General features: G+C 56.6%; 21 protein-coding genes. 4 read left to right on the plus strand and 17 right to left on the minus strand.

Annotated elements, in window-relative coordinates; all coding sequences use genetic code 11:
• Positions 1-107 precede the first annotated feature (107 nt).
• The 7 genes from AC5S16_RS16020 to AC5S16_RS16050 form a co-directional block, all read right to left on the minus strand.
• Positions 108-2510, minus strand: a complete 2403-nt coding sequence (locus tag AC5S16_RS16020; protein ID WP_493931100.1) for a phosphoketolase family protein — start codon at positions 2508-2510, stop codon at positions 108-110.
• A 282-nt stretch (positions 2511-2792) separates the two neighbouring features.
• Positions 2793-3197, minus strand: coding sequence for a MerR family transcriptional regulator (locus AC5S16_RS16025; RefSeq protein WP_493931101.1), 405 nt, complete (start codon positions 3195-3197; stop codon positions 2793-2795).
• A gap of 14 nt (positions 3198-3211) precedes the next feature.
• Positions 3212-3925 (minus strand): hypothetical protein, encoded by a 714-nt coding sequence (locus tag AC5S16_RS16030; RefSeq protein ID WP_493931102.1) that lies wholly within the window; start codon positions 3923-3925, stop codon positions 3212-3214.
• Complete coding sequence (locus AC5S16_RS16035; RefSeq protein WP_493931103.1) at positions 3909-4193, minus strand: BrnT family toxin; 285 nt, start codon at positions 4191-4193, stop codon at positions 3909-3911. The genes AC5S16_RS16030 and AC5S16_RS16035 overlap by 17 nt, the downstream gene beginning before the upstream one ends.
• A gap of 22 nt (positions 4194-4215) precedes the next feature.
• Positions 4216-4701 (minus strand): hypothetical protein, encoded by a 486-nt coding sequence (locus AC5S16_RS16040; RefSeq protein WP_493931104.1) that lies wholly within the window; start codon positions 4699-4701, stop codon positions 4216-4218.
• 54 nt (positions 4702-4755) lie between these two features.
• A complete protein-coding gene (gene dnaJ, locus AC5S16_RS16045) occupies positions 4756-5940 on the minus strand; it encodes a molecular chaperone DnaJ (protein WP_493931105.1) in 1185 nt (394 codons plus the stop codon).
• An 84-nt stretch (positions 5941-6024) separates the two neighbouring features.
• Positions 6025-7431: a serine hydrolase domain-containing protein gene (locus AC5S16_RS16050; RefSeq protein WP_493931106.1), complete on the minus strand. Its 1407-nt coding sequence runs from the start codon at positions 7429-7431 to the stop codon at positions 6025-6027.
• Between the two features lie 67 nt (positions 7432-7498).
• Between AC5S16_RS16050 and AC5S16_RS16055 the strand changes: the two genes are divergently transcribed.
• Positions 7499-8722, plus strand: coding sequence for an isoaspartyl peptidase/L-asparaginase (locus AC5S16_RS16055; protein WP_493931107.1), 1224 nt, complete (start codon positions 7499-7501; stop codon positions 8720-8722).
• A 4-nt stretch (positions 8723-8726) separates the two neighbouring features.
• Here AC5S16_RS16055 and AC5S16_RS16060 read toward each other — a convergent pair whose 3' ends face one another.
• The 5 genes from AC5S16_RS16060 to AC5S16_RS16080 all read right to left on the minus strand — a co-directional run bounded on the left by AC5S16_RS16060 (position 8727) and on the right by AC5S16_RS16080 (position 14522).
• The gene (locus AC5S16_RS16060; protein WP_493931108.1) at positions 8727-10307 is read right to left on the minus strand and encodes a ribulokinase; all 1581 of its coding nucleotides are present in this window, start codon (positions 10305-10307) and stop codon (positions 8727-8729) included.
• An 84-nt stretch (positions 10308-10391) separates the two neighbouring features.
• Positions 10392-11801 (minus strand): L-fucose/L-arabinose isomerase family protein, encoded by a 1410-nt coding sequence (locus AC5S16_RS16065; protein WP_493931109.1) that lies wholly within the window; start codon positions 11799-11801, stop codon positions 10392-10394.
• Between the two features lie 34 nt (positions 11802-11835).
• Positions 11836-12048 carry a hypothetical protein gene (locus tag AC5S16_RS16070; protein ID WP_493931110.1) on the minus strand — a complete coding sequence of 71 codons (213 nt, stop codon included), beginning with the start codon at positions 12046-12048 and terminating at the stop codon, positions 11836-11838.
• Positions 12049-12062: 14 nt separating this feature from the next.
• Entirely contained in the window at positions 12063-13802 is a 1740-nt protein-coding gene (locus AC5S16_RS16075) for a sodium:solute symporter family protein (RefSeq protein ID WP_493931111.1), read from the minus strand.
• 27 nt (positions 13803-13829) lie between these two features.
• A complete protein-coding gene (locus tag AC5S16_RS16080; RefSeq protein ID WP_493931112.1) occupies positions 13830-14522 on the minus strand; it encodes an L-ribulose-5-phosphate 4-epimerase in 693 nt (230 codons plus the stop codon).
• A 125-nt stretch (positions 14523-14647) separates the two neighbouring features.
• On the opposite strand from AC5S16_RS16080, the gene AC5S16_RS16085 reads away from it, so the two are divergent.
• Entirely contained in the window at positions 14648-15784 is a 1137-nt protein-coding gene (locus tag AC5S16_RS16085; protein ID WP_493931113.1) for a LacI family DNA-binding transcriptional regulator, read from the plus strand.
• A 181-nt stretch (positions 15785-15965) separates the two neighbouring features.
• Positions 15966-17060: a DNA polymerase IV gene (gene dinB, locus AC5S16_RS16090; protein ID WP_493931114.1), complete on the plus strand. Its 1095-nt coding sequence runs from the start codon at positions 15966-15968 to the stop codon at positions 17058-17060.
• 44 nt (positions 17061-17104) lie between these two features.
• Here the strand turns inward: dinB and AC5S16_RS16095 are convergent, their stop codons facing one another.
• On the minus strand, positions 17105-18232 hold the full coding sequence (locus AC5S16_RS16095) for a TIGR03118 family protein (RefSeq protein WP_493931115.1): 1128 nt from the start codon (positions 18230-18232) through the stop codon (positions 17105-17107).
• A 265-nt stretch (positions 18233-18497) separates the two neighbouring features.
• On the opposite strand from AC5S16_RS16095, the gene AC5S16_RS16100 reads away from it, so the two are divergent.
• Positions 18498-20483: a glycoside hydrolase family 97 protein gene (locus AC5S16_RS16100; RefSeq protein WP_493931116.1), complete on the plus strand. Its 1986-nt coding sequence runs from the start codon at positions 18498-18500 to the stop codon at positions 20481-20483.
• A 6-nt stretch (positions 20484-20489) separates the two neighbouring features.
• Here AC5S16_RS16100 and AC5S16_RS16105 read toward each other — a convergent pair whose 3' ends face one another.
• From AC5S16_RS16105 to AC5S16_RS16120, 4 genes are all read right to left on the minus strand, one after another.
• A complete protein-coding gene (locus AC5S16_RS16105; RefSeq protein ID WP_493931117.1) occupies positions 20490-21404 on the minus strand; it encodes a LysR family transcriptional regulator in 915 nt (304 codons plus the stop codon).
• A 153-nt stretch (positions 21405-21557) separates the two neighbouring features.
• Complete coding sequence (locus AC5S16_RS16110) at positions 21558-22004, minus strand: ATP-binding protein (RefSeq protein ID WP_493931118.1); 447 nt, start codon at positions 22002-22004, stop codon at positions 21558-21560.
• A 15-nt stretch (positions 22005-22019) separates the two neighbouring features.
• Complete coding sequence (locus tag AC5S16_RS16115; protein ID WP_493931119.1) at positions 22020-22355, minus strand: STAS domain-containing protein; 336 nt, start codon at positions 22353-22355, stop codon at positions 22020-22022.
• Positions 22356-22393: 38 nt separating this feature from the next.
• Positions 22394-23596 (minus strand): PP2C family protein-serine/threonine phosphatase, encoded by a 1203-nt coding sequence (locus tag AC5S16_RS16120; RefSeq protein WP_493931120.1) that lies wholly within the window; start codon positions 23594-23596, stop codon positions 22394-22396.
• Positions 23597-23794 lie beyond the last annotated feature (198 nt).

Below are 23794 nucleotides of genomic sequence, written 5' to 3' on the forward strand. Positions count from 1 at the left end.
AATCGGTCACAAAACAGAGCGACCAAAGGAAGCGAGAAGAAAGCCAAAGCCACCAGACACCAGCACGAACGGCGCGCGAAGCGCGCGTCCGCCTGGACGGCCAGTCCCTAGGCGTTGTCGCCGCCGGTGTCCTGGCTGGTTGCTCCCCTCCCGCCTCCCGTCCATGTCCAATCGCGGATTTCGGGCAAGTCTTCGCCGTACTCAGAGACATAGAGCTTGTGACGCTGCCTTATTTCGCTGAACTTCTGCTGCGCTTCGTCCGTCATCTGGCGCAAGCGGGGCACACGGCGTATCACATCGAGCGCGAGGGTGAAGCGGTCCATGTCGTTAAGCACGCACATGTCGAACGGCGTGGTTGTGGTGCCTTCTTCTTTGTAGCCGCGAACATGGATGTTCGAATGGTTGACTCGCCGGTAGGTCAGGCGGTGAATCAACGTCGGGTATCCGTGGAAGGCGAAGATGACCGGCTTATCCTTGGTGAACAGGCGGTCGAAGTCTTCGTCAGGAAGCCCGTGTGGGTGTTCGATAACCGGCTGCAGAGCCATCAGGTCGACAACGTTGACGACGCGAATCTTCAAATCAGGAATATGTTCGCGCAGCAGCGAGACCGCAGCCAGGGTTTCGAGCGTGGGAACATCGCCTGCGCAGGCCATCACTACATCGGGATCGCCATCGTCGTTGCTCGCCCAGTCCCATATGCCAAGGCCCGTCGTGCAATGACGAATGGCCTCATCCATCGTGAGCCAGATGGGGGCGGGTTGTTTGCCTGCGATGATGAGATTCACATAATGCCGGCTGCGCAGGCAGTGATCGGCAACTGAGAGCAGGGTATTTGCGTCGGGTGGAAGATAAATGCGGACAACATCCGCCTTCTTGTTGGCAACGTGATCGATGAAGCCGGGATCCTGGTGAGTGAAGCCATTGTGGTCCTGGCGCCATACGTGCGAGGAAAGCAGGTAGTTGAGCGATGCGATGGGCTTGCGCCATGACAGGCACCGCGTCACTTTCAGCCACTTCGCATGCTGGTTGAACATGGAATCGACGATGTGGATGAACGCCTCGTAGGAAGAGAAGAAGCCATGGCGTCCGGTGAGCAGGTAGCCTTCGAGCCATCCCTGACAGGTGTGCTCGCTCAGGATTTCCATCACACGTCCATCGGGCTCAAGATTCTCATCGACGGGAAGCGTCTCGGCAACCCAGCGCTTCTCCGCGGCTGCATAGACCGCATCCAGGCGGTTCGAGGCCGTTTCGTCGGGACCGAAGATGCGGAAGTTTTTGTACTTCAGGTTTGCCTTCATCACATCGCGCAGGAAAAAGCCGAGCACGCGTGTCGCTTCTGCTGACGCCTCGCCAGGTTTGGAGGTTTTCACCTCATACTGCCTGAAGTCTGGCAGTTCCAGGGGCTGAAGCAGTCCGCCGCCATTGGAATGCGGATTCATGCCCATCCTCAGCAGGCCCTTGGGTGCGATATCAGCCAGCTCGTCACGGAACATGCCGTGCTCGTCGAACAGTTCCTGCGGCTTGTAGCTGCGCAGCCACTCTTCGAGCAGCTTCAGGTGCTCAGGATTGCCGTGCACGGTGGCAAAGGGAACCTGGTGTGCGCGCCATGTGCCCTCTACAGGCTTGCCGTCTACTTCCTTGGGGCCGGTCCAGCCCTTCGGGGTGCGCATCACGATCATCGGCCACGTGGGGCGCGTTGCGTCGTTATTGTCGCGCGCCTTTTTCTGGATGTCCCGAATCTCGGCATAGACCTTGTCGAGCAGCGCAGCCATCTCCTGGTGCATGGTCGTGGGGTCGCTGCCTTCGATGAAGTAGGGATTGTATCCGTAGCCGCGCATCAGCGATTCAAGCTCGCTCTGCGGAATGCGCGCCAGCACCGTCGGATTGGCAATTTTGTAACCGTTCAGGTGCAGAATCGGCAGCACCGCGCCATCGACAATCGGATTCAGGAACTTGTTCGAGTGCCAGCTGGTCGCGCACGGACCAGTCTCCGCTTCGCCATCGCCGACGATGCAGGCCACCAGGAGATCAGGGTTGTCGAGCGCTGCTCCATAGGCATGCAGCAGCGAATAGCCCAGCTCGCCGCCTTCGTGAATGGAGCCCGGAGTTTCCGGAGCGACGTGGCTCGGCACTCCATAGGGCCATGAGAACTGACGGAAGAGGCGCTTCACGCCATCCTTGTTGCGCTCAATGTGCGGGTAGATTTCCGTGTACGAGCCTTCGAGATACGTATTCGCCACCAGGCCAGGGCCGCCGTGCCCAGGACCGATAATGTACATGATGTTGGCGTTGTGCTCGTTGATGATGCGGTTCAGGTGGACATAGAGGAAGTTAAGCCCCGGCGTCGTTCCCCAATGCCCAAGCAGGCGCGGCTTGACATCTTCCATGGCAAGCGGGCGTTCGAGCAGAGGATTGTCCTTGAGATAAATCTGGCCGACTGAAAGATAGTTGGCTGCGCGCCAATAGGCGTTCATCTTGTTCAGCAATTCCGGCGAAAGCGGCTCGCTCATGGTGGAAGGCCCTCCCGAGGCCAATCATGAAGACTGACGTGATCGAGAAACAACAATACGACTGAAAGATGAAAATACCGCGAATGGAACGATGTTTCTACCCGGTGAGATGCGAAATCTGCTAATTACGGTTCATGAAACGAAAGCTTTCTCTATCGCACTAATAGATGGAGAAAGATATTTGTGCAAAGTTTGTTCCATTTGATTTATGCACGGCTGACCGAGGCCATGCCTGTTTTTGTTTCCTGGATGCTGCGGTTCTCTTGAAGTGTTGCGGAGTTCTTACTGCCGCTTGGTTTTCCCCTGCTGGACGACCACTACAGGCCGGCGCAGCGGCACCATCGCCGATCCCTGCTGATGAACGCCGTGCTGCATGTGGTGCAGCATCTCGCTGCGGACGTAGTCCACGAAGCTCGTCATTTGGCGGTTCATCTCTTCCATGCGCTCGCGCATCTGCAGGATGATGGCGATGCCGGCGATATTCACTCCGAGGTCGCGCGCCAGATTCAGGATGAACTCCAGCCGCTCCAGGTCTTCGTCGGTATAGAGGCGGGTGTTGCCCTCCGTGCGTGATGGCTTCAGCAGCCCTTCGCGCTCATAGAGGCGCAATGTCTGGGGATGAATGCCATACATCTCGGCCACAGCCGAGATCATGTAAGCGCCTTTGGATTTGCGTTTCGTTGGCATGAGGTGAAAGGGGGTTAAGGGATAATTTTTACTTTGCTTTTATCGATGTCGAGCAAGCGGCACACGGGGTCGATAGTCTGATTGTTTCCGAAGAAGCAGTCCTTCAGTTGCAGACGGCCATCTGACACTGGTTTCATCCACAAATAGAGATCAATTTTTCCTTTTTCATTCCGAATTCTACCCTCAGAAAACTGCTCATGAGTTTTTTCAAGAACTCCGTGAAGCGGGTCCCAATAACCGGTCAACACACTGACTAAGTCTTCATGTTTGGCGGCCTTGTCACGATTCACTGCCACCAGGAAATTGAACACGCTATGGCTTGGATTCACTGCCTCAAACTGTTTTGCGGCGGTATGCACTGCATTCGATATCCGGTTGTAAATCGGATCCGGGCGGAGGCCGCCTGCCAATTCTCCTGGCCTTGTTATTTCCAATTTCTTGTCAAGCCAGTCATCATGCTGAAATGTTTTGACCTCGCAGTAGGCAACCAGACGATCATCTTTATATAGCTTGAAATCCGGTGATTTAGAGAAACGTGTATGCCCTTTATCAAAACGCTGTGTGGTCAGTCCCTTTTCTCCCCAGAAGGACGCGACCAGAGCTTCATCCCCAGAAACTTCGCCAAAGAGGTGAGCATATTTCCCTCTTTGTCCAGAGCTGAAGTCGTACTCAGACCTCATCTCATCCGGTTCTTCCTGAGGGGCGATCTTTTTAACGTTGCGATTCATATTGTGCCCTTTCAGAAAGGGTTGCTCTTCTGGCGCTGATAATACGGATTGCCCGCTCGCGGTCTGTATGCACCACAATCAAAACTCTGCTGATTAATGATAGGCCAATAGTCACAAAACGAGGCTCAAATTCAGAATGGGCGGCATCCTCTACTGTGATGGCATAAGGGTCTTCAAACACGGTGCATGCTTCTTCAAACGAAATGCCGTGTTTCCTGAGATTATGCCTCGCCTTGTTGTCGTCCCACTCAAAAATTTCACCCGTCAAGCGGTCCCTATCCAGTGGTTCTTTATCTCTGCGCAAACCACCGCGCTGCCCCGTCCTGTACTTTGATGCCGCCGAAACGGACGATCCTTGGCAGAAGGTTGCGCAGCTGTCCTCCACTCATTCTGTACGGAACGAAGGCTTTGATGCAGTAACCACTCTGGTGCTCGACCTCAATCAGCACCGCATCGGTAAAGCCTTCCTTCGAAGGCTTGTCGAGAGTCACGTTGGCTCCCGCAGCCGCGGCGATGATCTCCTGCCTGGCGGCTCTCTCGCCCAATTGCTGTTCCAGTAGATCGAGAAGCAGCGCCGGATCGGCCGGCATGTCCTGATGTGCGACCGTCTCGTTATTCACCTTACGGTCAGGCGCAAGCGAAAACCCGATCGGTCCGAACTCGCCATATTTCACCAGCATGCGGCGCGCATAGTTCACCACCGCATTCACAAGATCGTTGGCATCGTTGCGGCTCTGCTTCTCGTTCTCCACTAAAACACCTGAATCAACGCCCATTCAGTTCTCTGTGCTGAAAGAAGTTCTTCTTTGCGGTGCCTTGGCGGTAGATTTTTATACCTTCGCCCACATCGCCTCGCGCGGATCGCCCGGATTGAGCTTGGCAAACTCCCGCAGAATCTCTTTCGAGCGCTCGTCCTGCACATGAGGGACCTGAATCTCGATGGTGACGATCTGGTCGCCGCGCTGTCCTTCGCGCGTGGCCGAGGCAACTCCGCGTTCGCGCATGCGCAGCTTCTGCCCGGACTGCGTTGCTGGCGGAATCTTGAGCTGCGCCCTGCCGTCGATGGTCGGCACTTCGATCTTCGCGCCCAGAGCCGCCTCGGCAACCGTCACCGGCACGGTGATATGAATATCGTCGCCCTGCCGTAAAAAGACCGGGTGCGAACTCGTCCGGATGATGAGGTAGAGGTCTCCTGCCGCGCCGCCATTGCGTCCGGCATTGCCTTTCCCGGCGAGCCGGATGCGCTGACCGTCGCGCGTTCCTGCCTTGATGCGGAACTCCAGCGGTTCAGAGCGTGTAACCGTGCCTTCACCGTGGCAGGTCGGGCAGGTGTTCTGCACCTTGCCTGTTCCTCCGCAGAGCGGGCACTGAATATTGAACTTCATCCGTCCGCCCATCTGCGTGACCTGGCCGGTGCCGTGGCACTCCGGACAGGTATGTAAACCGCCCGAGGTGGCCTTGCCCTTGCATGTGGGGCAGATTTCCTGGCGCTGAATCTGCACGCGTGCCGAGCCGCCGCGGATCGCCGTCCAGAAATCCACCGTGACCTGGTATTCAAGATCGGTTCCGGCGACAGGGCCGCGCTGCTGCCGTTCGCCCTGGTTGAAAATGCCGGAGAAGATATCACGGAAGCCGCCCCATCCACCGCTCGGCTGCTGCTGTGCTCCGCTGGTATTGAAATCGGAGAAGTCGAATCCGCCGAAATCAAACGGAACTTCCTGTCCGCGTGCTCCGCCGCCTTGCCCGGCGCGGGCTGCGGCTTCGGCTGCCGCCGGGTCAATCTGGTCGGAATAGAAGCCGAACTGGTCGTAAACCTTGCGCTTCTTCTCATCGCTCAGGATGTCGTTGGCTTCCGAGATTTCCTTGAACTTCTCCTCGGCCTTTTTGTCGCCCGGATTTACGTCCGGATGGTATTTCCGCGCAAGTTTGCGGAAGGCCTTGCGGATGTCATCTGCCGAGGCCGTTTTCTTTACGCCCAGGATGGCGTAGTAATCTTTGCTTTGTGTGGAAGGCATTCTATTTTCTGATCTTTATAATATAAGACTGAAGAAACTCAAGCCAATTACACTCAAGTTTCGTCAATTCTATAGATGCACAATCTACTGCGCAGGAATCACCAGGTACTGCTCCAGCTTGCCGTCCGGCATGGTGTAAGTAGTGATGCGCACTCGCTGGGGAGTATGCGCAAACTCGACCGAAAAAGCCCGGTAGGTCATGCCGCCGCGCAGCGATTCGCCGGTCTGGTGGAAGCTTGTTGGCTCGCCCATCGGCTTCAGGCTGGAGGAGAAATCGTCCAGCGCCTGCTGGCTGAAATAGGCATTGCAGTTCTCGGTAAAGAGCGACCGGTCGATCTTACCCTGCTGTAAATCTTTGAAAATATTGAGCGCCTGAGTTTCCGCTGCTCCGGCATGGCTGGTTTCGATGCCCAGGATCATCGGTGCCACCTGCCGTGCGATGGCCGATGCGGCAGGGGAGGCGTCCTGGTTCGTCAGGACGGCGATGGCGGCCTTATCGTCCGGGAAGACGATATTTTCCGAGACAAAGCCTGAGACCTCGCCGGAGTGCTCAAGTGCCGGATGGCCGGAAATCGGTCTGGTAAAGACGCCCAGCCCATAACCCGAATCCGAGCCGTCCTTCAGCTTTACCGGAGCAAACATCTGCTGATACGACTCGGGCTTGAGCAATGACCGGTTCATCACGCTGATATCCCACAGCGCGAGATCATTTGCCGGCATGGCCAGCTCGCCAGCGGCAAACATCCAGCCCGGGCCTTCCTTGGGCGCAGGCCGCAGCGGCCCGAGCGCATAGCGAATATAACCTCGAGCATCGGTGTCGCCCAGCTTTGCCGCGTCCGTATCGTAGACCGATTTCATATCCAGCGGCTTGAAGATGTTTTTCTGCAGGAAGGGCATCAGCTGTTCGCCGCTCAGCTTTTCGACGATCATTCCGGCAATCACAAAGTTCGTGTTTGAATACTGCCACTTCGTGCCTGGATCGAAATCGAGCGGCTTCTTCGCCCAGGTGTCGAGAATGTACTGCGCCGTCGTTGGCTTGCTCATCGGCGGCATCAGATAGTCCTCAGGCCAGTAGTCCTGATAACCCGAGGTATGCGACAGCAGCATCCGGATCGTGACCTCATCGCCGCGCGTGAGGCCGGGAATGTACTTCGATACCGGATCGTCGATCGAAAGCTTGCCCTGCTGCTGGAGCAGCAGAATCGCGGCCGAGGTGAACTGTTTCGAGATCGACCCGATGGAATACCGCATCCCGGCAGTTGCTGCAACAGACGGTTCGAGATGCGCTTTCCCATAAGCATGCGTATAGACAATCTCGCCCTTCTCGACTACGGCGATCGAAGCCGAAGGCACGCCTGTCTGGTCAAGGACCTTCGTGGCCGCCTCGTCGATCTTGTTGCGCAGGTCGGCGGGCAGCTTGTCAATAGACTGCGCATAGCCGGTTCCACACAGAACCAGGGAGAGCAGGAAAGCAGAGATGTAGCGCCGCATGTGCTTCAAAGCGTAGCACGAGCAGATGATATGCTGCCCTCAACCCTTTTCATTCCGTGGAGCAAGGATGACCACAAGGCGCGACTTTCTCTCCCGCACTGCCATGACCGCAGCCGGGCTGGGAGCAGCAGGCATTTCCAACCCTACAGATGCGCAGACTGCCGAGAGCTTGAAGCGCCTCGCGCCGCCAAAGAAGCCCGTCATCGTTACCCGCGAAACCGGCGACAAGACCATCGATGAGGCATACCAGATGCTGCTCGATGGAACCGACACGCTCGACGCCTGCAATCACATCTGCATGGGCCGCGAGAATGATCCCAACGATCACAGCGTGGGTTACGGCGGCCTGCCCAATGAAGATGGCGTGGTCGAGCTCGACGCCTGCTGCATGCATGGGCCGACACGGGGAGCAGGCTCGGTGGGCGCGATTCAGAACATCCGGCATGCCTGCCTGGTTTCGCGCCTGGTAATGGAGCGCTCGGGGCACGTCATGCTCACAGGCCAGGGCGCGGAGCATTTTGCCGTGATGCATGGCATGAAGCGTGAAGACATGCTCTCAGATGACGCGCGCAAGATGTGGCTTCTCTGGAAGGAAAGCCGCTCCAGCCACAGTTTCTGGGGACCTCCCATGTCCAGTCCGGGAGGAAAGGATGCAAACCCTGCCCCCAGCCTGAACCACAGCGCCATTCCCCGCCACCCCGGGCCGGAATGGGCCGACGTGATCCGCACCCGCTCACAACAATTGATGGGTATGGCCATCGATCTCGGTATACCGCCGGAAAAACGTGCATTGGCTGTCCAGCAGATGCTATGGCCCACGACCGGAACCGTTCATGTTTCTGTGGTGAACACGAAAGGTGAAATCTCCGGAGCCACTTCTACTTCAGGACAGGCATTCAAGATTGCCGGCAGACTGGGAGACTCGCCGATCATCGGCGCTGGCTGTTATACCGATCAGGATGTGGGCTCGGCAGGCGCCACAGGGTCGGGAGAAGAGAACATCAAAGTCGCGGGCGCGCACACCATCGTTGAAATGATGCGGCAGGGCATGAGTCCCAAAGATGCAGGACTCGAAGCGCTGCGCCGCATCGTTCGCAACTACAACGGCGACATGAACAAGATCCGCTATCTCGACATGATCTATTACATTGTCCGCAAAGACGGTGCCTATGCAGGCTGTTCACTCTGGAGCACGACTGCCAGCGGTGGCCCCAAGGTCTTTGTTGTGCATGATGGCGAAAAACGCGTGGAAAAATGTGCGTCGCTGCTCAGTGGGACAACGACGAATTGATTGCTCAGGCCTCTGACCTGACCTCTGCGGCAATTTTTCTTAGTTCGGGCAGAACGTCGCCGATACCCACGACATCTGCGCTGCGGGTTCCCAGGCCGAAATACAGCTTGCGATAAAGCGCGAAGAGGCAATTGTAAACTTCGTGCGCCTTTGGATCAGGTGTGAATGTGTTGTAGCTGAGGCACATGCTGTTCTGCGCGTCTTCGATAGCCGGGAAAGCCTTTGCTGCAAGCAGCGCGAAGATGCCTGAGCCGAGGCTCGTCGGGATTCCGGCTGGAACCAGCACAGGCTTGCCCAGCACGTCAGCGTAAATCTGGTTCAGCACCTGGTTGTTCTGCGGAATACCGCCGGCGTTGATGACGCGGTCGACGGGCACTCCGTATTCGGCCATGCGTTCAAGAATGATGCGCGTATGGAATGCCGTGCCTTCAATAGCGGCGTAAAGCTCGTCCTGCGCGGTGTGAATGAGGTTCCAGCCGAGCGTGACTCCGCCCAACTCCGAGTTGACCAGCACAGTGCGGTCGCCATTATCCCAGCTCAGGCGCAGCAGACCGGTCTGTCCCGCGCGATAGTTTTCTAGCCCTTTGGAAAGCTCGGAAACTTTGTGTCCCGCGCGACGGGCAATGGCTTCGAAGATGTCGCCGGTAGCCGAGAGGCCGGCTTCGACACCGGTATAAGCGGGATGCACGCTGCCGGGAACGACTCCGCAGACGCCGGGGACGAGGTTCGCCTTTTTCTGCATGGCGATGATGCAGGTGGAGGTTCCAACGACGTTGACCACATCGCCCTCGCGGCAGCCCGCGCCTATGGCGTCCCAGTGCGCATCGAAAGCGCCGACCGGGATGGGAATGCCGGCGCGCAGGCCCATGGCTTCTGCCCATTTCTGTGAGAGTCCTCCGGCAAGCTTGTCGGAAGTTTCGTAGTCGCCGGAAAGTTTTTCGCGGATGCCGTCGAAGAGCGGGTCTAACTTAGATAAAAACTCCTGCGCGGGCAGACCCCACTTCGGGTTCCACATCCATTTGTGGCCCATGGCGCAGACGCTGCGCTTGACCTGCTTTGCCTCGGTGATGCCGCAAAGCGTTCCCGCAACCATGTCGCAGTGCTCGAAGGCAGTGACGAAGCGGCTGCGCTTTTCCGGATTGTGACGCAGCCAGTGAAGCAGCTTGGCGAATCCCCACTCATGGGAATAGACGCCGCCGCACCATTCGATAGCTTCGAGTTTTTCCTTGTGAGCAAGCTCGGTGATCTGCTGTGCCTCTTCCTTAGCGCGATGGTCGCACCAGAGGTAGTAATCGTCGAGCGGCTCAAGATTTTCGCCCACCGGAATCACACTTGATCCGGTAGTATCGAGCGCCATGGCTTCGACCTTCTTGCCGTCGATTCCAGCTTCGGCGATGGCCTTATGTGTTGCTTTCACCAGCGCGTCCATCTGGTCCTGATGAGACTGCGTGGCGTAGTCCGGATCGTCGCGCTTGCGGTGAAGAGGATATTCCGCCGATGCAGTGGAGAGTCGGCCTTTTTCGCTGTTAAGCAAGGTGACGCGAACGCTGAGTGTTCCGAAATCTACGCCTGCGACGATGGACATGTTGCTCCGTTAGTTGTTGGTGGTTAGTTATTAGTTGTGAGTCCCCGGCAGCAGCACTGAGGACTCATAACTAGCTACTGATAACTATTCATGGAGGTGCATATCCCAGCCTAAGTAGCGTGTAGCTGCTTCGTAGACCGGGCTGGCTACCGTCGAGAAGTTAGCAGCGACATGGTGCTCGAAGCCCTTCTCGCAGATGAAGTGCAGGAGCTTCTGCATCTTCGGAATGCGCACCACGCCGGCGCCGCCAAAAGTCTCAAGCGGATCGTTGGTGAATTCGCCTTCGCCGACGTAGCCGCGGATCTTGCCGTTGAAATCGTCAGTCGAGAAGCGCAGATAGGTCATCGCACCGGATTTCACTCGTCCAACGCACGTCCCGAAAGTATTCTCCTTGCCGACGGTTCCGGCAATAATCTCCTGGAAGTCCATCTTCACATCGGCAAAGAAGTGCTTCGGCAGGTTCGAGCAGTGGAAACAGACTGCCTTGTCCGGGTCGTCGCCGTAGTTGTTATTCCAATCAAGCAGCGCGCTTGGCGTTTCAGATGCCAGCGCCAGTCCATACATGCTGAGCACGCCGACCACGTCCACTTCGCAGGCGCTCGAGAAGAGGTTGTCGCTCATCATGCTCATCACCGTGCAGGGAACCACGCCGAAGTATTCTTCAAGCGAAGTCCAGCACTGGATGGCGCTGATGGTGCAGTAAGTTTCCTTCATCCAGCCGTCGATTACCGCGCCGAGCTTGGCCATCTTGAGCAGCGCCGCGTCAGGAATGCCGCCGGTCGGCACATAAGCCTTGATGGCCGCAAGCTTGGCCTGCGCTGCGTCGTCGGTGTCCTTCATTTTCTGGATGCGGCCCAGGACTTCGGAGAGATCAAACGTTTCCACCGAAATGCCGCTCAGCTCAAGCAGCTTTTCGCTGTAGCGGACAGTATTAAAGGCCGCCGGACGTGCGCCGAGAGCGCCGATGCGAAGATTGCGGAATCCGTTGACGACCCGGCAGACAGCGGCGAACCAGGCAAGGTCCTTCTTGAAGGCATCGGAGCTGGGCGAAACCGTGTGCAGTGCCGTCAGCGAGTAGGGAATGCCGTACTGCATGAGATTGTTGCAGGCCGACATTTTTCCGCAGAAGCTGTCGCGGCGATTGGCAATCTTCATGATGTCCGGACGGTCAGGCGTGGCCTGCACCAGCACAGGAACCTTGAGCGTAGACAACCGGATGGCGTCGACAATGGCGCGCTCTTCGCCGAAATTGGGCAGCGTGATGATGATGCCGTCAATCTCTTCGCGGTGCTGCTTGAAGAGTTCGGCGCAGTGGCGCGCGTCATCCGGCGTCTGCACGGCCCCGTGCTGCGTCTGCTCCGGCGAGAGCACGATGCTCTTGTAGCCGGCTGCGTCGAGCACCTTGATCATCTCTTCGCGGCCTTCTTTGGCGAGGTGATGCGGAAAGAATCCGCGGCTGCCGACGATGACTCCGAATGTAAGCTGCTTTTTCATTTCGTGGTTTCCTTTGGGGCTCCAGGCTGAATGGTTATCTTCTGACGCGCGGCCAGAAGCGAATGGTGTACACAAGACCGGCAACCGTCATCATGCCTCCCCACCAGATGGCGGCGTGAAGATTGAAGAGCGTCGGCGGATTCAGCGGAGGATGCCCAAGCTCCCAGAGCCCCTGCGCTGTAATGATGACGCCGTAGATGAGGAAGAGGACGCCGGCGAAGAACCAGATCGATATCGATTCGCGCATGTCTATTCTTTCCTTTACCAGAAAATGATGTTCAGGATGATGAAGAGCACGGCGATGACTCCGGCCCAGACGATCGGCTTCTGGTACCAGTGGTCGTCATGCTCTTCAGGAATGCGCGAAGCGCCGTAAACCAGCCCTTCGAGTTCCGCTTCGGGTTTAGGCTTCGTCATCAGGCTGACAACAACCGTCACGATCACGCATGCCAGCCACGACCAGAGCGCGCGGTACATGTCTTCCGCTAGCGCCTTGGCATCAGGCGAGAGCGCGACATAGCGCAGTGCTGAGTGATCGAAGTGCACCCACAGAAACAGCCCCACCGCCGTGAGCGTGCCCGCCAGCAGTCCCCAGAAACCGCCGGCTTTCGTGGTCCGCTTCCACATCATGCCCAGGATCACCGTGCCGAAGAGCGGCGCGATAAAGAAGCTGAAGAGCGCCTGCACGTAGTCCATGATGCTGGCCGCATGCTGCACCAGGTATGCAGTGCCGACGGAAATCAACACTCCGATAAAGGTGCACCAGCGTCCCATGGCGACGTAGTGCTTGTCGGTTGCGTTCTTGTGCAGGAATGCTCCGTAAATGTCATAGGTCCACACGGTGGAGAACGCGCTCACGTTGCCCGCCATGCCCGACATGAAGCCGGCAATCAGCGCCGTCACGCCCAGCCCCAGCAGCCCCGGCCCGCAGTAACGCACCAGCATCAGCGGCAGCACCTCGTTATAGCTGTGTTGTCCTGTGGCGACGGCCTGCGTTTCACCGACAAGATGATAAGGGAGCACGGCCAGCGCCAGCAGCCCGGGCAGGATCACGATGAACGGTACTGCCATCTTGAAGGCAGCACCGATGATCGGAGCCATCCTGGCTGACCGCAGGTTGTGTGCCGAGAGCACGCGCTGGACAACAAGGAAATCGGTCGTCCAGTATCCGCAGCTGATGACCAGCGCCAGGCCGAAGACGAGTCCCGTCCAGTGGATGCCCATGGGATTGCCGCTGAATTGCCCGGTCGTGCTCCACAAGTGCACATATTGCGAGCCGAGCCGCCCGCTGATCTGGTCTTTCAGGTTGCTCCATCCGCCTGCTTCGACTATCCCGAGAATGGGCACAAGCAGCGCGCCCAGCCAGATCAGCAGGAACTGCAGGACCTCGTTATAAATCGCCGACCGCAGTCCGCCCAGTCCGACGTAGAGGGCCACTGTGATCGACGAGACCCAGATGCTGAAGTTCAGGTTCCAGCCCAGGACGACCTTCATCACAATCGCCATCGAATACATATTGATGCCGCTCATCAGCACGGTCATCAATGCAAAGCTGACCGCCGAAAGCGCGCGGGCTCCGTCGCCGTAGCGCAGGTAGAGATATCCCGGAACTGAGTTCACCTTCGAGATGTAGTAGAAGGGCATCATCACGATGCCGAGGAAGAGCATTGCAGGAATAGCGCCAATCCAGTACCAGTGCGTCGCCAGGATTCCGTACTGGTAGGCGGATCCTGCCCATCCCATCAGTTCGAGCGAGCCGAGGTTTGCCGAGACAAAGCTGAGGCCGGCAATCCATGCCGTCATCTCGCGCCCGGCCATGAAGAACTCTTCGCTGGTGTTGGTCGAGCCCTTCAGATAAAAGCCGATGAAGATGACAATGGCAAAGTAAACGGCGATCACGAGAATGTCGATGCCGTTCAGATGAGCGAGCGATTTGCCCGGAGCTTGAAAGAAAGCAAGCGCGCTGGGCAGGAAAAATTTACTGGCGAGTGGAAGGGGCATGTTCTGTTTGGTGCCTCGGCTGTTTCGTTAAGTCTTTTGTCCGTAGGTAGCGGCGGGGCCGTGTTTGCGGAAGTAGTGGCGGTCGAGCAGCGCCTGCGAAACGCCCTTGGATTCCGGGTTGAGGGTCGCGGTATAGAAAGCCATGCGCGCCACGGCTTCGAGAACAACAGCATTGTGCGCGGCATCAGCAGGGGTCTTGCCCCAGCAGAATGGCGCGTGTCCGGCGACGAGCACTGCGGGAACGGCATCAGGATCAAGATCGCGGAAGCGGCGGACAATTGCGAGTCCCGTATTGTGGACGTAGTCGCCGTTGATATCGTCCGCAGTCAGTTCCTCGGTGACAGGCACGGGTCCATAAAAATAGTCGGCATGCGTGGTGCCGTACGCTGGAATGCTGCGTCCGGCCTGCGCCCACGCCGTGGCGTATTCAGAATGCGTGTGGACGACTGCGCCGATGGTAGGGAATTCACGGTAGAGCAGCAGGTGTGTCGCGAGATCGGAAGAGGGCCGCAGGCTGCCTTCGACAATCTTTCCGTCAAGATCGGTAATGACCATGTCTTCCGGCTTCATCGATTCATAAGACACACCGCTGGGCTTAATGGCAACCAGGCCGCTTTCGCGGTCCATGCCGCTGACGTTGCCGAAGGTGTAAAGCACCAGCCCGCGGCGGACAAGTTCGAGATTGGCCTCAAGGACCTGGGCGCGAAGGCCATCAAGCATAACGGGTGACCTCAGGATAAACAGTCATTGCCATCTTACTAAAGCGATTTATGAATCGTATCGCCATATTGCTTTTTTCCAGGTAAAGGGATTTTCCAGCAAACGTTTACTGGCGTTTTGACCTTATGCAATTTACACTTGGCAAGTCAAGTGGATCGCTCACTTCGGACATGAAGAAGAAATCGCGCAAGAAAAGCTCTCAAAAGAAACGTCTCGATATCCGCGATGTGGCGAAGCATGCACGGGTTTCGATTGCGACCGTGTCGCGCACCATTAACAAAGTGCCAACGGTCGATAAGGACCTCGCCAAGCGCGTGTGGAAGGCAATCGAGGAGCTGAATTACTTCCCCAACACGCAGGCGCGCGCGCTGGTCTCCGGACGCAGCCGGCTCTTCGGACTGCTCGTATCTGAGATCACGAACCCGTTCTTCCCCGAGCTGATCCAGGGCTTTGAAGATGTCGCCATCGAGGGCGGCTACGAAATTCTGATCGGCTCGACGAACTACGACCCGCAGCGTATGGAAATCTGCGTCCGGCGCATGCTCGAGCGCAATGTGGAAGGCGTGGCCGTCATGACCTTCGGCATCGAGGAGCCGCTGCTCGATGAGCTCGTCTCGCGCAACATCCCGATGGTGTTTGTCGATGTCGCTCCAGCAAACGAGAACGTGAGCGCGTTGCTGGTCGATTATCACCACGGCATTCGCGAAGGCGTGCAGCACCTGGCTGCGCTGGGGCACCGCAAGCTGAGCTTCATCAGCGGGCCCATGCAGCAACGCTCGTGCCAGCTGCGGCGCGCTGCGTTCCTGGGTTCAGCGGAAGAGATTGGCGTCCATCCGCCTGCCGAATGGATGATCGAAGGTGACCATACCCTTGAAGGCGGCATGAAGGCGATGCGCCATCTTCTGCATCAGAAAGATCTGCCGACAGCCGTGATGTGCTCGAATGACATGACTGCCATCGGAGCATTGCGCGTCCTCGCCAAAGCCGGCATCCGCGTTCCTGAAGATATTTCTGTCATCGGATTCGACGACATTCATCTCGCCGAGTTCGTCTATCCGCCGCTGACGACCGTCCGGATGTCGCGCAAGGACCTCGCCCGCGCCGCATTCTCTGCGCTTTGCTCGCACGTTGAGCCGGCGCATACCCATGCGAAGAAGGCATGGCCGGTCCAGACGAAATTAACGGTGCGGCAGTCGACGGGATATGCTCCGGCCATCAAGACGGCATCGAAGCGGAAGTCCCCAAAACTGGTTGCTCAGTAAGTCCCCTGCCACTGCCCTGACGACCTTGCCCTGCTGTCGGCTGAAGTTCAGGCCGAAATCTATCTAAATCCCGTTCCCGCAGGCGCAATATCCTTCATGCGCCGCTCTTCAATGCAAGATACAATTCCTATAATGGGCGAAGAGGAAGCGAATATCCGGATCGCTAATCGGGCGTTCTTTTATGGATGAGAAGACCGCACTCCGCAAGATCGTTCACATCGATATGGATGCCTTCTATGCCTCCGTCGAGCAAAGAGACGATCCCGGTCTGCGCGGCAAGCCAGTGGTGGTCGCGTGGAAAGGAAACCGATCTGTCGTTTGTGCTGCCTCTTACGAAGCCAGAAAGTTTGGAGTGCGTTCAGCGATGCCCGCCATTCACGCTGAACGGCTATGTCCCGGCGCCATCTTTATTCCGCCCGACTTCACTCGCTATCGCGCCGTCTCGCAAAGCGTGCGTGAAATCTTTCGACGCCACACGGATCTGATCGAACCGCTCTCGCTCGATGAAGCCTACCTCGATGTCACCGGGAACAAGACGGGCCTGCCCACAGCTACCCGCGTAGCCAAGGCCATTCGCCAGCAGATTCGCGAAGAGTTGCATCTCACCGCCTCTGCAGGTGTTGCTCCGAACAAGTTTCTGGCGAAGATCGCATCGGATTGGCGCAAGCCGGATGGCCTCTTCGTCATCCAGCCGGAAGAGGCCGAGGCTTTTCTGACGCCGCTTCCTGTAGGCCGCCTTCCAGGCGTAGGAAAAGTGACTGAAAGACGAATGCAGGAGATCGGGATCAAAACCGTTGGAGATCTGCGTGAGATTGAACTCTCGCTGCTCGAAGAGCGCTTTGGCAGTTATGGGATGCGGCTCCACGCTCTCGCTCGCGGCATTGATCACAGCCCTGTTGTCTCCAACCGGCCGACCAAATCCATCTCTGCAGAAGACACCTTCGAGCGCGACATCCCGCTCGAAGACACAGCGCCTGTGATCCGCCGATTGGCGGAGAAAGTCTGGTCAGCTTCACGCAAAGAAACGCGCATCGCGCGCACCGTGGTGCTCAAGCTGAAGACCAGCGACTTCCGTATCCTCACTCGCAGCCATACAACGGGCATGCCGCCTTCGTCGTGTGAAGAGCTGACGAACATTGCCCTGGCGCTGCGTGAACGGGTGAACGCCGATGCGGGCCAGCTTTACCGTCTCGTCGGTGTAGGCCTGAGCAATTTTCAGGAATCCGACGAGGCCTCTGTAGATCTCGGCCCTTTTCAATTTGAATTAAAGGCTTAGCAAACAACAGCGCCGCCTGTGATGGCGGCGCTGCATATACAGAGCTACTGATCATTGCCTTGTGTATTTTCCACGGCGATAATCGTGCCGAAAAGACCGTGTTGCTCATGGTCTGTCCCGGCGGAAAAGAAGAGGGTTGTAGCCGGGCCTGCGGTCGCGTCATTTCCAAATCCAAGTCCCCACAAGCCATCAATCTTGATGGGCGAGTTAGAGGCATCGAACAATCTTCCTTTAAAGCGTCCGGTCACTGCGTTAAAGGCAAGAATTTCTCCGCTGCCGAATTGTCCTACCAGGATGTCGTGACTGTGGCTGCCGAAGTCGCTCGACGCCTGAACCAGGCCCCATGGCGCATTGAACCACGGACCATGTTCAAGACGCCGCAACCGGCGGCCTTCCGGTGAAAAGATGTCCACGTACCCGAGCCCGGCGCCGTCCACCTCGTCATGCTTCTGGCTGTCCTGCTGAGCAAAGGAAACATAGATATTCCCGCCTATGTTCTGCACGTTGAATGGCGCGAAGCCTCGCGGCAGATCGTCATCATCGAAGAGCTCCTCCATGTTGGGCACGTGGTGGAACTTCGAGTCATATATCTGTACTCGTCCCTGGCGAAAATCGGCGACATAGAGAAAACTCTGTGGGCCTAGAAACGGCAGGTCAAGCGTGGCCATAGTCGCACCCTTGAAAACAGATTTCTCTTTTTGATTGATCTTGATAACGGCATGCGTGCCATCGACTTTGGGGTTCCACCCGGAGATCGTGCCATCTTCAGTCACAAAAAGGAACGTTGCCGGCGCCCCTGGACTGATCTCGAAGCCGGTGCCGCCGTTGAATACAGTCCCCGTCGGCGTTCCCGGTGGGGTGCTTGGGTCCGACGGAGGAATAGTCACCACAAGCGGAGTAATTGTGCCTGTGCCGCTATAAAGCGTGGCAAGGCCCATGCCGTTATCGGAAACCCACCACGGGCTTGTCGAACTACGGGAAAGTCCCCACGGATTCACCAGGTTTGGGTCGGTGGCGGCTGCGGCCCCAGGGATATCGGAAACCAGATTGGTTTGTTTGTAATGCTGTGATGGACTAACGCCTTGCGCGTAGGAGTTAGCTGCAAAGGAGATGAGAAGAAGCGAGAGCGCTCCCCCGAATCTCCAGGATTTGCTTGTCTGGAATATTTGCATAGCTCTTCATCCCTCCGGGCGAGAGAATGCCATCCGGGCAAGCTGTAAAGGCATTTCCGCAGCATTGTTCCAGCGGCGTTCAAGCCCGAAGCGACGATAGGAAAAGTTCATTGCATCCTTGTCACATAGTTGTCTGAAATTTGTCATTTACTTATCGCTTTCAGCTGACAAGATGGCAATTCTGCTGGACATATCGTCTTCATGAAATGCGAAAACAATGTACACGGATACATTCGGCGTAAGATACTCCGTGAGGAAAGAGGGAATGAAAGATCCGCGTTTTCTGTTGGTTGTGTTGATAGGCCTGTTTGCCGCGCAGGGAATGAATGCGCAAAATCCGCCCGGAACAGTTGCTCAGGTGCTTTCTCCAGATGGGCAGATCGACTTCACATTGCTCAACAGTCAGAATGGCCTTGCTTACACGGTGAACTATCACGGAAAGCCGCTGATCTCCGAATCGTCGCTTGGGCTCGAAATCCAGGATCAGAAACCGCTCGGAACAGGATTGCAGGTGGTCCATGTGACTCCCGGCGAGGCTGACGAGACGTGGACAAATCCGCTGGGCAAGTCGAGCAAAGTGCGCAACCATTACAAATCGGCGCGCGTGGACTTTGCAGAAACAGCAGGACTGGGACGAAAGCTTTCCCTTGAGATACGCGCGTTTGATGACGGTATCGCATTTCGCTACGTATTGCCGGAGCAGGATCCGCTCCGGAGCTTCCGCATCACCCGGGAAGAAACTGCTTTTCACTTCGTGAATGATGCAACCACATATCCATTGGTGCTCGATGGATTTCAAACTTCCTATGAAGATGATTACCAGATGCGACCAGTAAGCGGGCTGCATTCCGATTGGCTCATCGCTTTGCCTCTGCTGGCGCAGGTCCCCGGAACAGGCTGGGCCGCGATCACAGAAGCTGACATCGAGAATTATCCGGGCATGTACCTGCGGCACCATGGCGGCTGGGGCGTCAATGCCGCTCTCACCGCGGAGCTTTCGCCGCGAATCGATGAGCCCGGCGTAGCGGCAGATGTGTCTGCGCCGATGCAGACGCCGTGGCGCGTCGTGATGATTGGCGATGAGCCGGGGTGGCTGGTGGAGTCAAATATTGTCCTCAATCTGAATCCGTCATCGAAGATCGCCGACACGTCATGGATCAAGCCGGGTAAGGCGGCGTGGGACTGGTGGTCAGGACATGCCGCTACGGGTGTGAGCTTCACTCCGGGGATGAATACGGCAACGATGAAGCACTATATCGACTTTGCCGCCGAATCCGGATTCCCATATATGCTGATCGATGCGGGCTGGGCAGCTCGCGGCAAAGCGCGCGGTGAGGAAGACATTACGCATGTGAATCCGGAAGTCGACATGCCCGAGCTTCTCCGCTACGCAAAGGAGAAGAACATCCGCTTGTGGCTGTGGTCCAGCTGGAACTCCGTAGATCAGTACATGGATGAGGCGTTTCCTCTTTTCGAGAAATGGGGCATTGCCGGAGTCAAGATCGACTTCATGGACCGCGACGATCAATGGATGGTGGACTTCTATCGGCGCGTTCTCAAGAAAGCTGCCGAGCATCATCTGATGATCGATTTCCATGGAGCCTTCAAGCCCGATGGCGTGCGGCGCACCTATCCGAACCTGCTGACACGCGAAGCCGTCATGGGCAAGGAGTATCTGAAGGTGACAGCGCGGGTCACACCCGTCCATGACGTCACGTTGCCCTTTACGCGCATGCTCGCCGGGCCCATGGACTATACCCCGGGCGCATTCAGTAACGTAACGCGCGAGAACTTCAGGCCGCAGGATGAAAAGCCCATGACCATGAACACGCGCGCGCATGAGCTGGCGCTCTACGTGGTATTTGAGAGCCCGTTCCAGATGGTGTCCGATTATCCCGAGCAATACCGGGGACAGAAAGACTTCGAATTCCTCAGGAATGTCCCGACCGTTTGGGACGAGACTCATGTTCTGAATGGTCAGCCCATGGAGTGGATCACCATGGCGCGCAGAAGCGGACACGACTGGTATCTGGGGTCGCTGACGAACTGGTCGCAGCGCGATGTGAAGGCGCCGCTGAGCTTCCTGGGCAAAGGCAAATATGTTGCTGAGATTTATGCCGATGCACCGGACGCAGCAACAGCGCCAACGCACACCTCGATTGAAAAGCGCGAAGTGGATAGCAATTCAGTGCTCGACATTCACATGGCTCCCGGCGGTGGGAACGCCATCTGGATCCATCCGTCACAGTGAGCGGACTTAGCGCGCCCGTGCATTCATGACAATCGGCATGGGACGGGCGCGCCCCGTCGCAATTTCAAGAAACGCGTGGGCGGCGCGGGTCAGCGTCTTGTCTTTACGGTAGACAAGAGCCAGCTCGCGGCTGATGCGCACGCCTTCTACTTTCAGGGTCTTGAGTTGTCCGGACCGCTCTTCGTCGCGAACATTCGAGCGTGGCAGAAAGCCCATGCCCAGACCGGCGCTGATAAGGCGCTTGAGCAGTTCGCTCGAGTCGACCTCCATGGCAACACGCGGCTGCATATCGTGCGTGCGGAAGATGTCGTCGATCTGTTCGCGCTGCCGTCCATGCTTGGGCAGCAGCAACGGATACTGCAGCAGCTCGGCAAACTTGATCTGGTCGCGCGTGGCCAGCGCATGAGACTTGGGAACAACCAGGGCCAGCTCGTCCTTGTGGATCACATCCACAAGCAGGCGCGCATCTTTGATAGGCAGCGAGACGACACCGAAATCCACCTCACGGTTCAGAACCGCTTCGAGAGTCTTCGATCGGTCGGCGCGCACAATAGAAAGGTTCACGCGCGTGTATTGTTTCTTGAACTGGGCAAAGACCGTAGGCAGAACGTAGAGGCTGGTGGCCTCGTTGGCGCACACTGAAATTTCGCCGCGCGGAGAGCGGTGCAGCTCGCCGATGCCCACCATGATGTGGTTCGCGGCCTGCAGGCAGTGTTCGGCAAAGGGCTCAAAGAGGCGTCCCGCTGCGGTAAAGGTCACTTTGCCGCCGTCGCGGTCAAAGAGGCGCGCTCCTACTTCATTTTCAAGGGAGCGAATCTGCGCAGAGATTGCCGGCTGGGTGACGCCCAGCTTGTCTGCAGCGCGGGAAAAGCTTTTCAAGCGGCTGACTTCCAGGAAAGTTTTGAGCTGTTCAAAATCCATTCGGTGGATGGTCCTCGTAGTGAATGAAGTTGTAGTGGAGGAACGAGGTTATTAATAAAGCTTATAACCCGAATGGAAAGGAAACGCCAGCATAAAGAGCGCTGATGGATTAGATAAGCAATTCTGAAGAGAAGGCCGTCGCCCAAGCAGATATCAGGTTTTGCTGCCTATCTTTTTTTGCATGCGAAGGCAGTTTGCTGTGCCTTCGCGAAGATATGAAACTTCATCCATCAAAGAAGCGATGATCTTCAGGCCTCTTCCATGCTCTGCAAGACGGCTGTTCTCGTCGTCGAAAAATTCAGTGTCCTCCGGGCCTTTTGCCAGGGTCTTCACATTAGCTGCAGGCATGCTTTGTCCCTGGTCGCAGACATCGCATTGAATGCCGCCCGCAGTCGCCATAACCGTGACCGAAACAATCTTGTCATGGGCGTTTCGGTAAGCATGCCGAATCGCATTTGTTACGGCTTCAGTCATACATAATTCAATTTCGCCTGCTTCCGTGCTGTTGGCGCCCAGATGCTCGCAGATGCGGTGAACTGCGACTGCAACAAGAGGAACATTATCGATATCGCTTTCAATCGAAAGGGTAACCTGGCGCATGCGCAACTCGGCGATCTACGAGAGAGCAGAAATCGCGTCTTCTCGAGTATCAAAGATACGGAATATCTTGTTCATCCGTGTAAGTTTGAACATGGTCTTAACATTTTCCTGGACAGAGCAGACTGCAAGCTCACCGTCATTTCCAATGAGCTTCAGAACTCCGATCAATGAGCCGAGCGCGCTTGAATCAATAAAAGCAACTTCGCTCAGGTCAAGCACAATCTTTCGATTGCCCTTTGACGCATACTCGGCAAGCTGCTGTTTGAACGCCGGGGCGACATCGGACGCAATGCGGTTCGCCGCTACAGTCAAAACAAGTACGTTCTCAACTCTCGTCTCACGAAACTCCATGTTGTCCTCCAATTTATTTCCAGCTCAGGACTGCGATTTTAAGGCATTTCCATGATGAGCAGCGATTGATCGTCATCGGGTTCCCGCCCGGCCTGCCATGCATTGATTCCAGAGATTAAATCAGCGAGCATTCCATCAAGATCCTTTGCCTGAGAGTTTTCAAGCGCCTGAAGCAGACGGTGTTCGCCGAATTGCTCGCCCTTGGTATTGACACATTCTGTAACGCCATCTGAGTAGAGCAGAAGTCGATCGCCGCTGGAAATCGGTGTCTCGATGGAATCAAACTCTATGTCGGGCCAGAGTCCGACCGGCATTCCGCCAGTACCCAGCTTCTGACATGTCCCGTCTTTTCTGGCCAGTATTGGACTTGGATGGCCGGCCTGTCCCATCCGTGCTATGGATCCTTGCAGGTCAATCACGCCGTAGATCATCGTGAAATACCGATCATTCTTCGAATGGAACCGGCGGTTCATTTCCAGAATCACGTCGTCAGGCGATGCCGCTTTGAATTTATTTGTAGCCGGATCGCGTTGCAGCAGGATGTTTCCCTCCATGGAATCAGGAGTCAACACGATGTTGAGCGTAACGGCCAGCATGGCTGCGGGCACACCGTGGCCGGAAACATCGAGGATGTAAAACCCAACCTGCTTTTCACCTACCTGAAAAAAATTGAATATGTCACCGGCAATATAGCTTGAGGGATGAAAATGCCATCTGCATCGAATTCTGTCCGTCTCCAATCCTGATGACGGCAGCATCGCCTGCTGCAGGTTGGCGGCTGCATGCAGGTCCTCCTCAATAAGGGCGTGCGCTGTTTTCAGACGGTTGTGTACTTCCTCAAGCTGACGATTTCTCTCCGCCAGGCCATGTTCGAGAGTCAATATCCGTTCCCCGGCCCGGACTTTCACCCGTAGCTCTTCGGAGCTGATCGGTTTGACCAGGAAGTCATCCGCTCCGGCATCCATGCCTTCGATCAAGTCAGAACGTTGTCCCCTGGCTGTGCAGAGAATCACATACACATAGTGAGGTATCTGTCCGGCACGAATCCTTCGGCAAAGCTCTACGCCGTCCAGATTCGGCATGACCCAGTCGCTGAGAACGAAATTGATCTGCTCGCGCTCGATCATCTTCCATGCCAGTTCCCCGTCGCCGGCTTCCATGACTTCATGTCCTTGCGTACGCAGCATCCGGGCATGGAGGGCGCGGGTCAGCCGATCATCATCAACAAGTAATATCTTCAACTCTGCGATCTCCAGCTGTTGGAGTTAAGTTCATGGACTTGAATGGCTTGGCTGTTCGGTCAACCTGTTTGCCGCCTTTACTGACGGCGCTTTTTTGAAAAGCAAATACACAGGAAACGAAGGGCAGAACGACATTGCTGCAAAATGGCAATAAGATGTTGTCACTGCACTGCCGCGGGATGAGGATATACCCAATTC

This window comes from Acidobacterium sp. FHG110202_01, assembly GCF_059115305.1.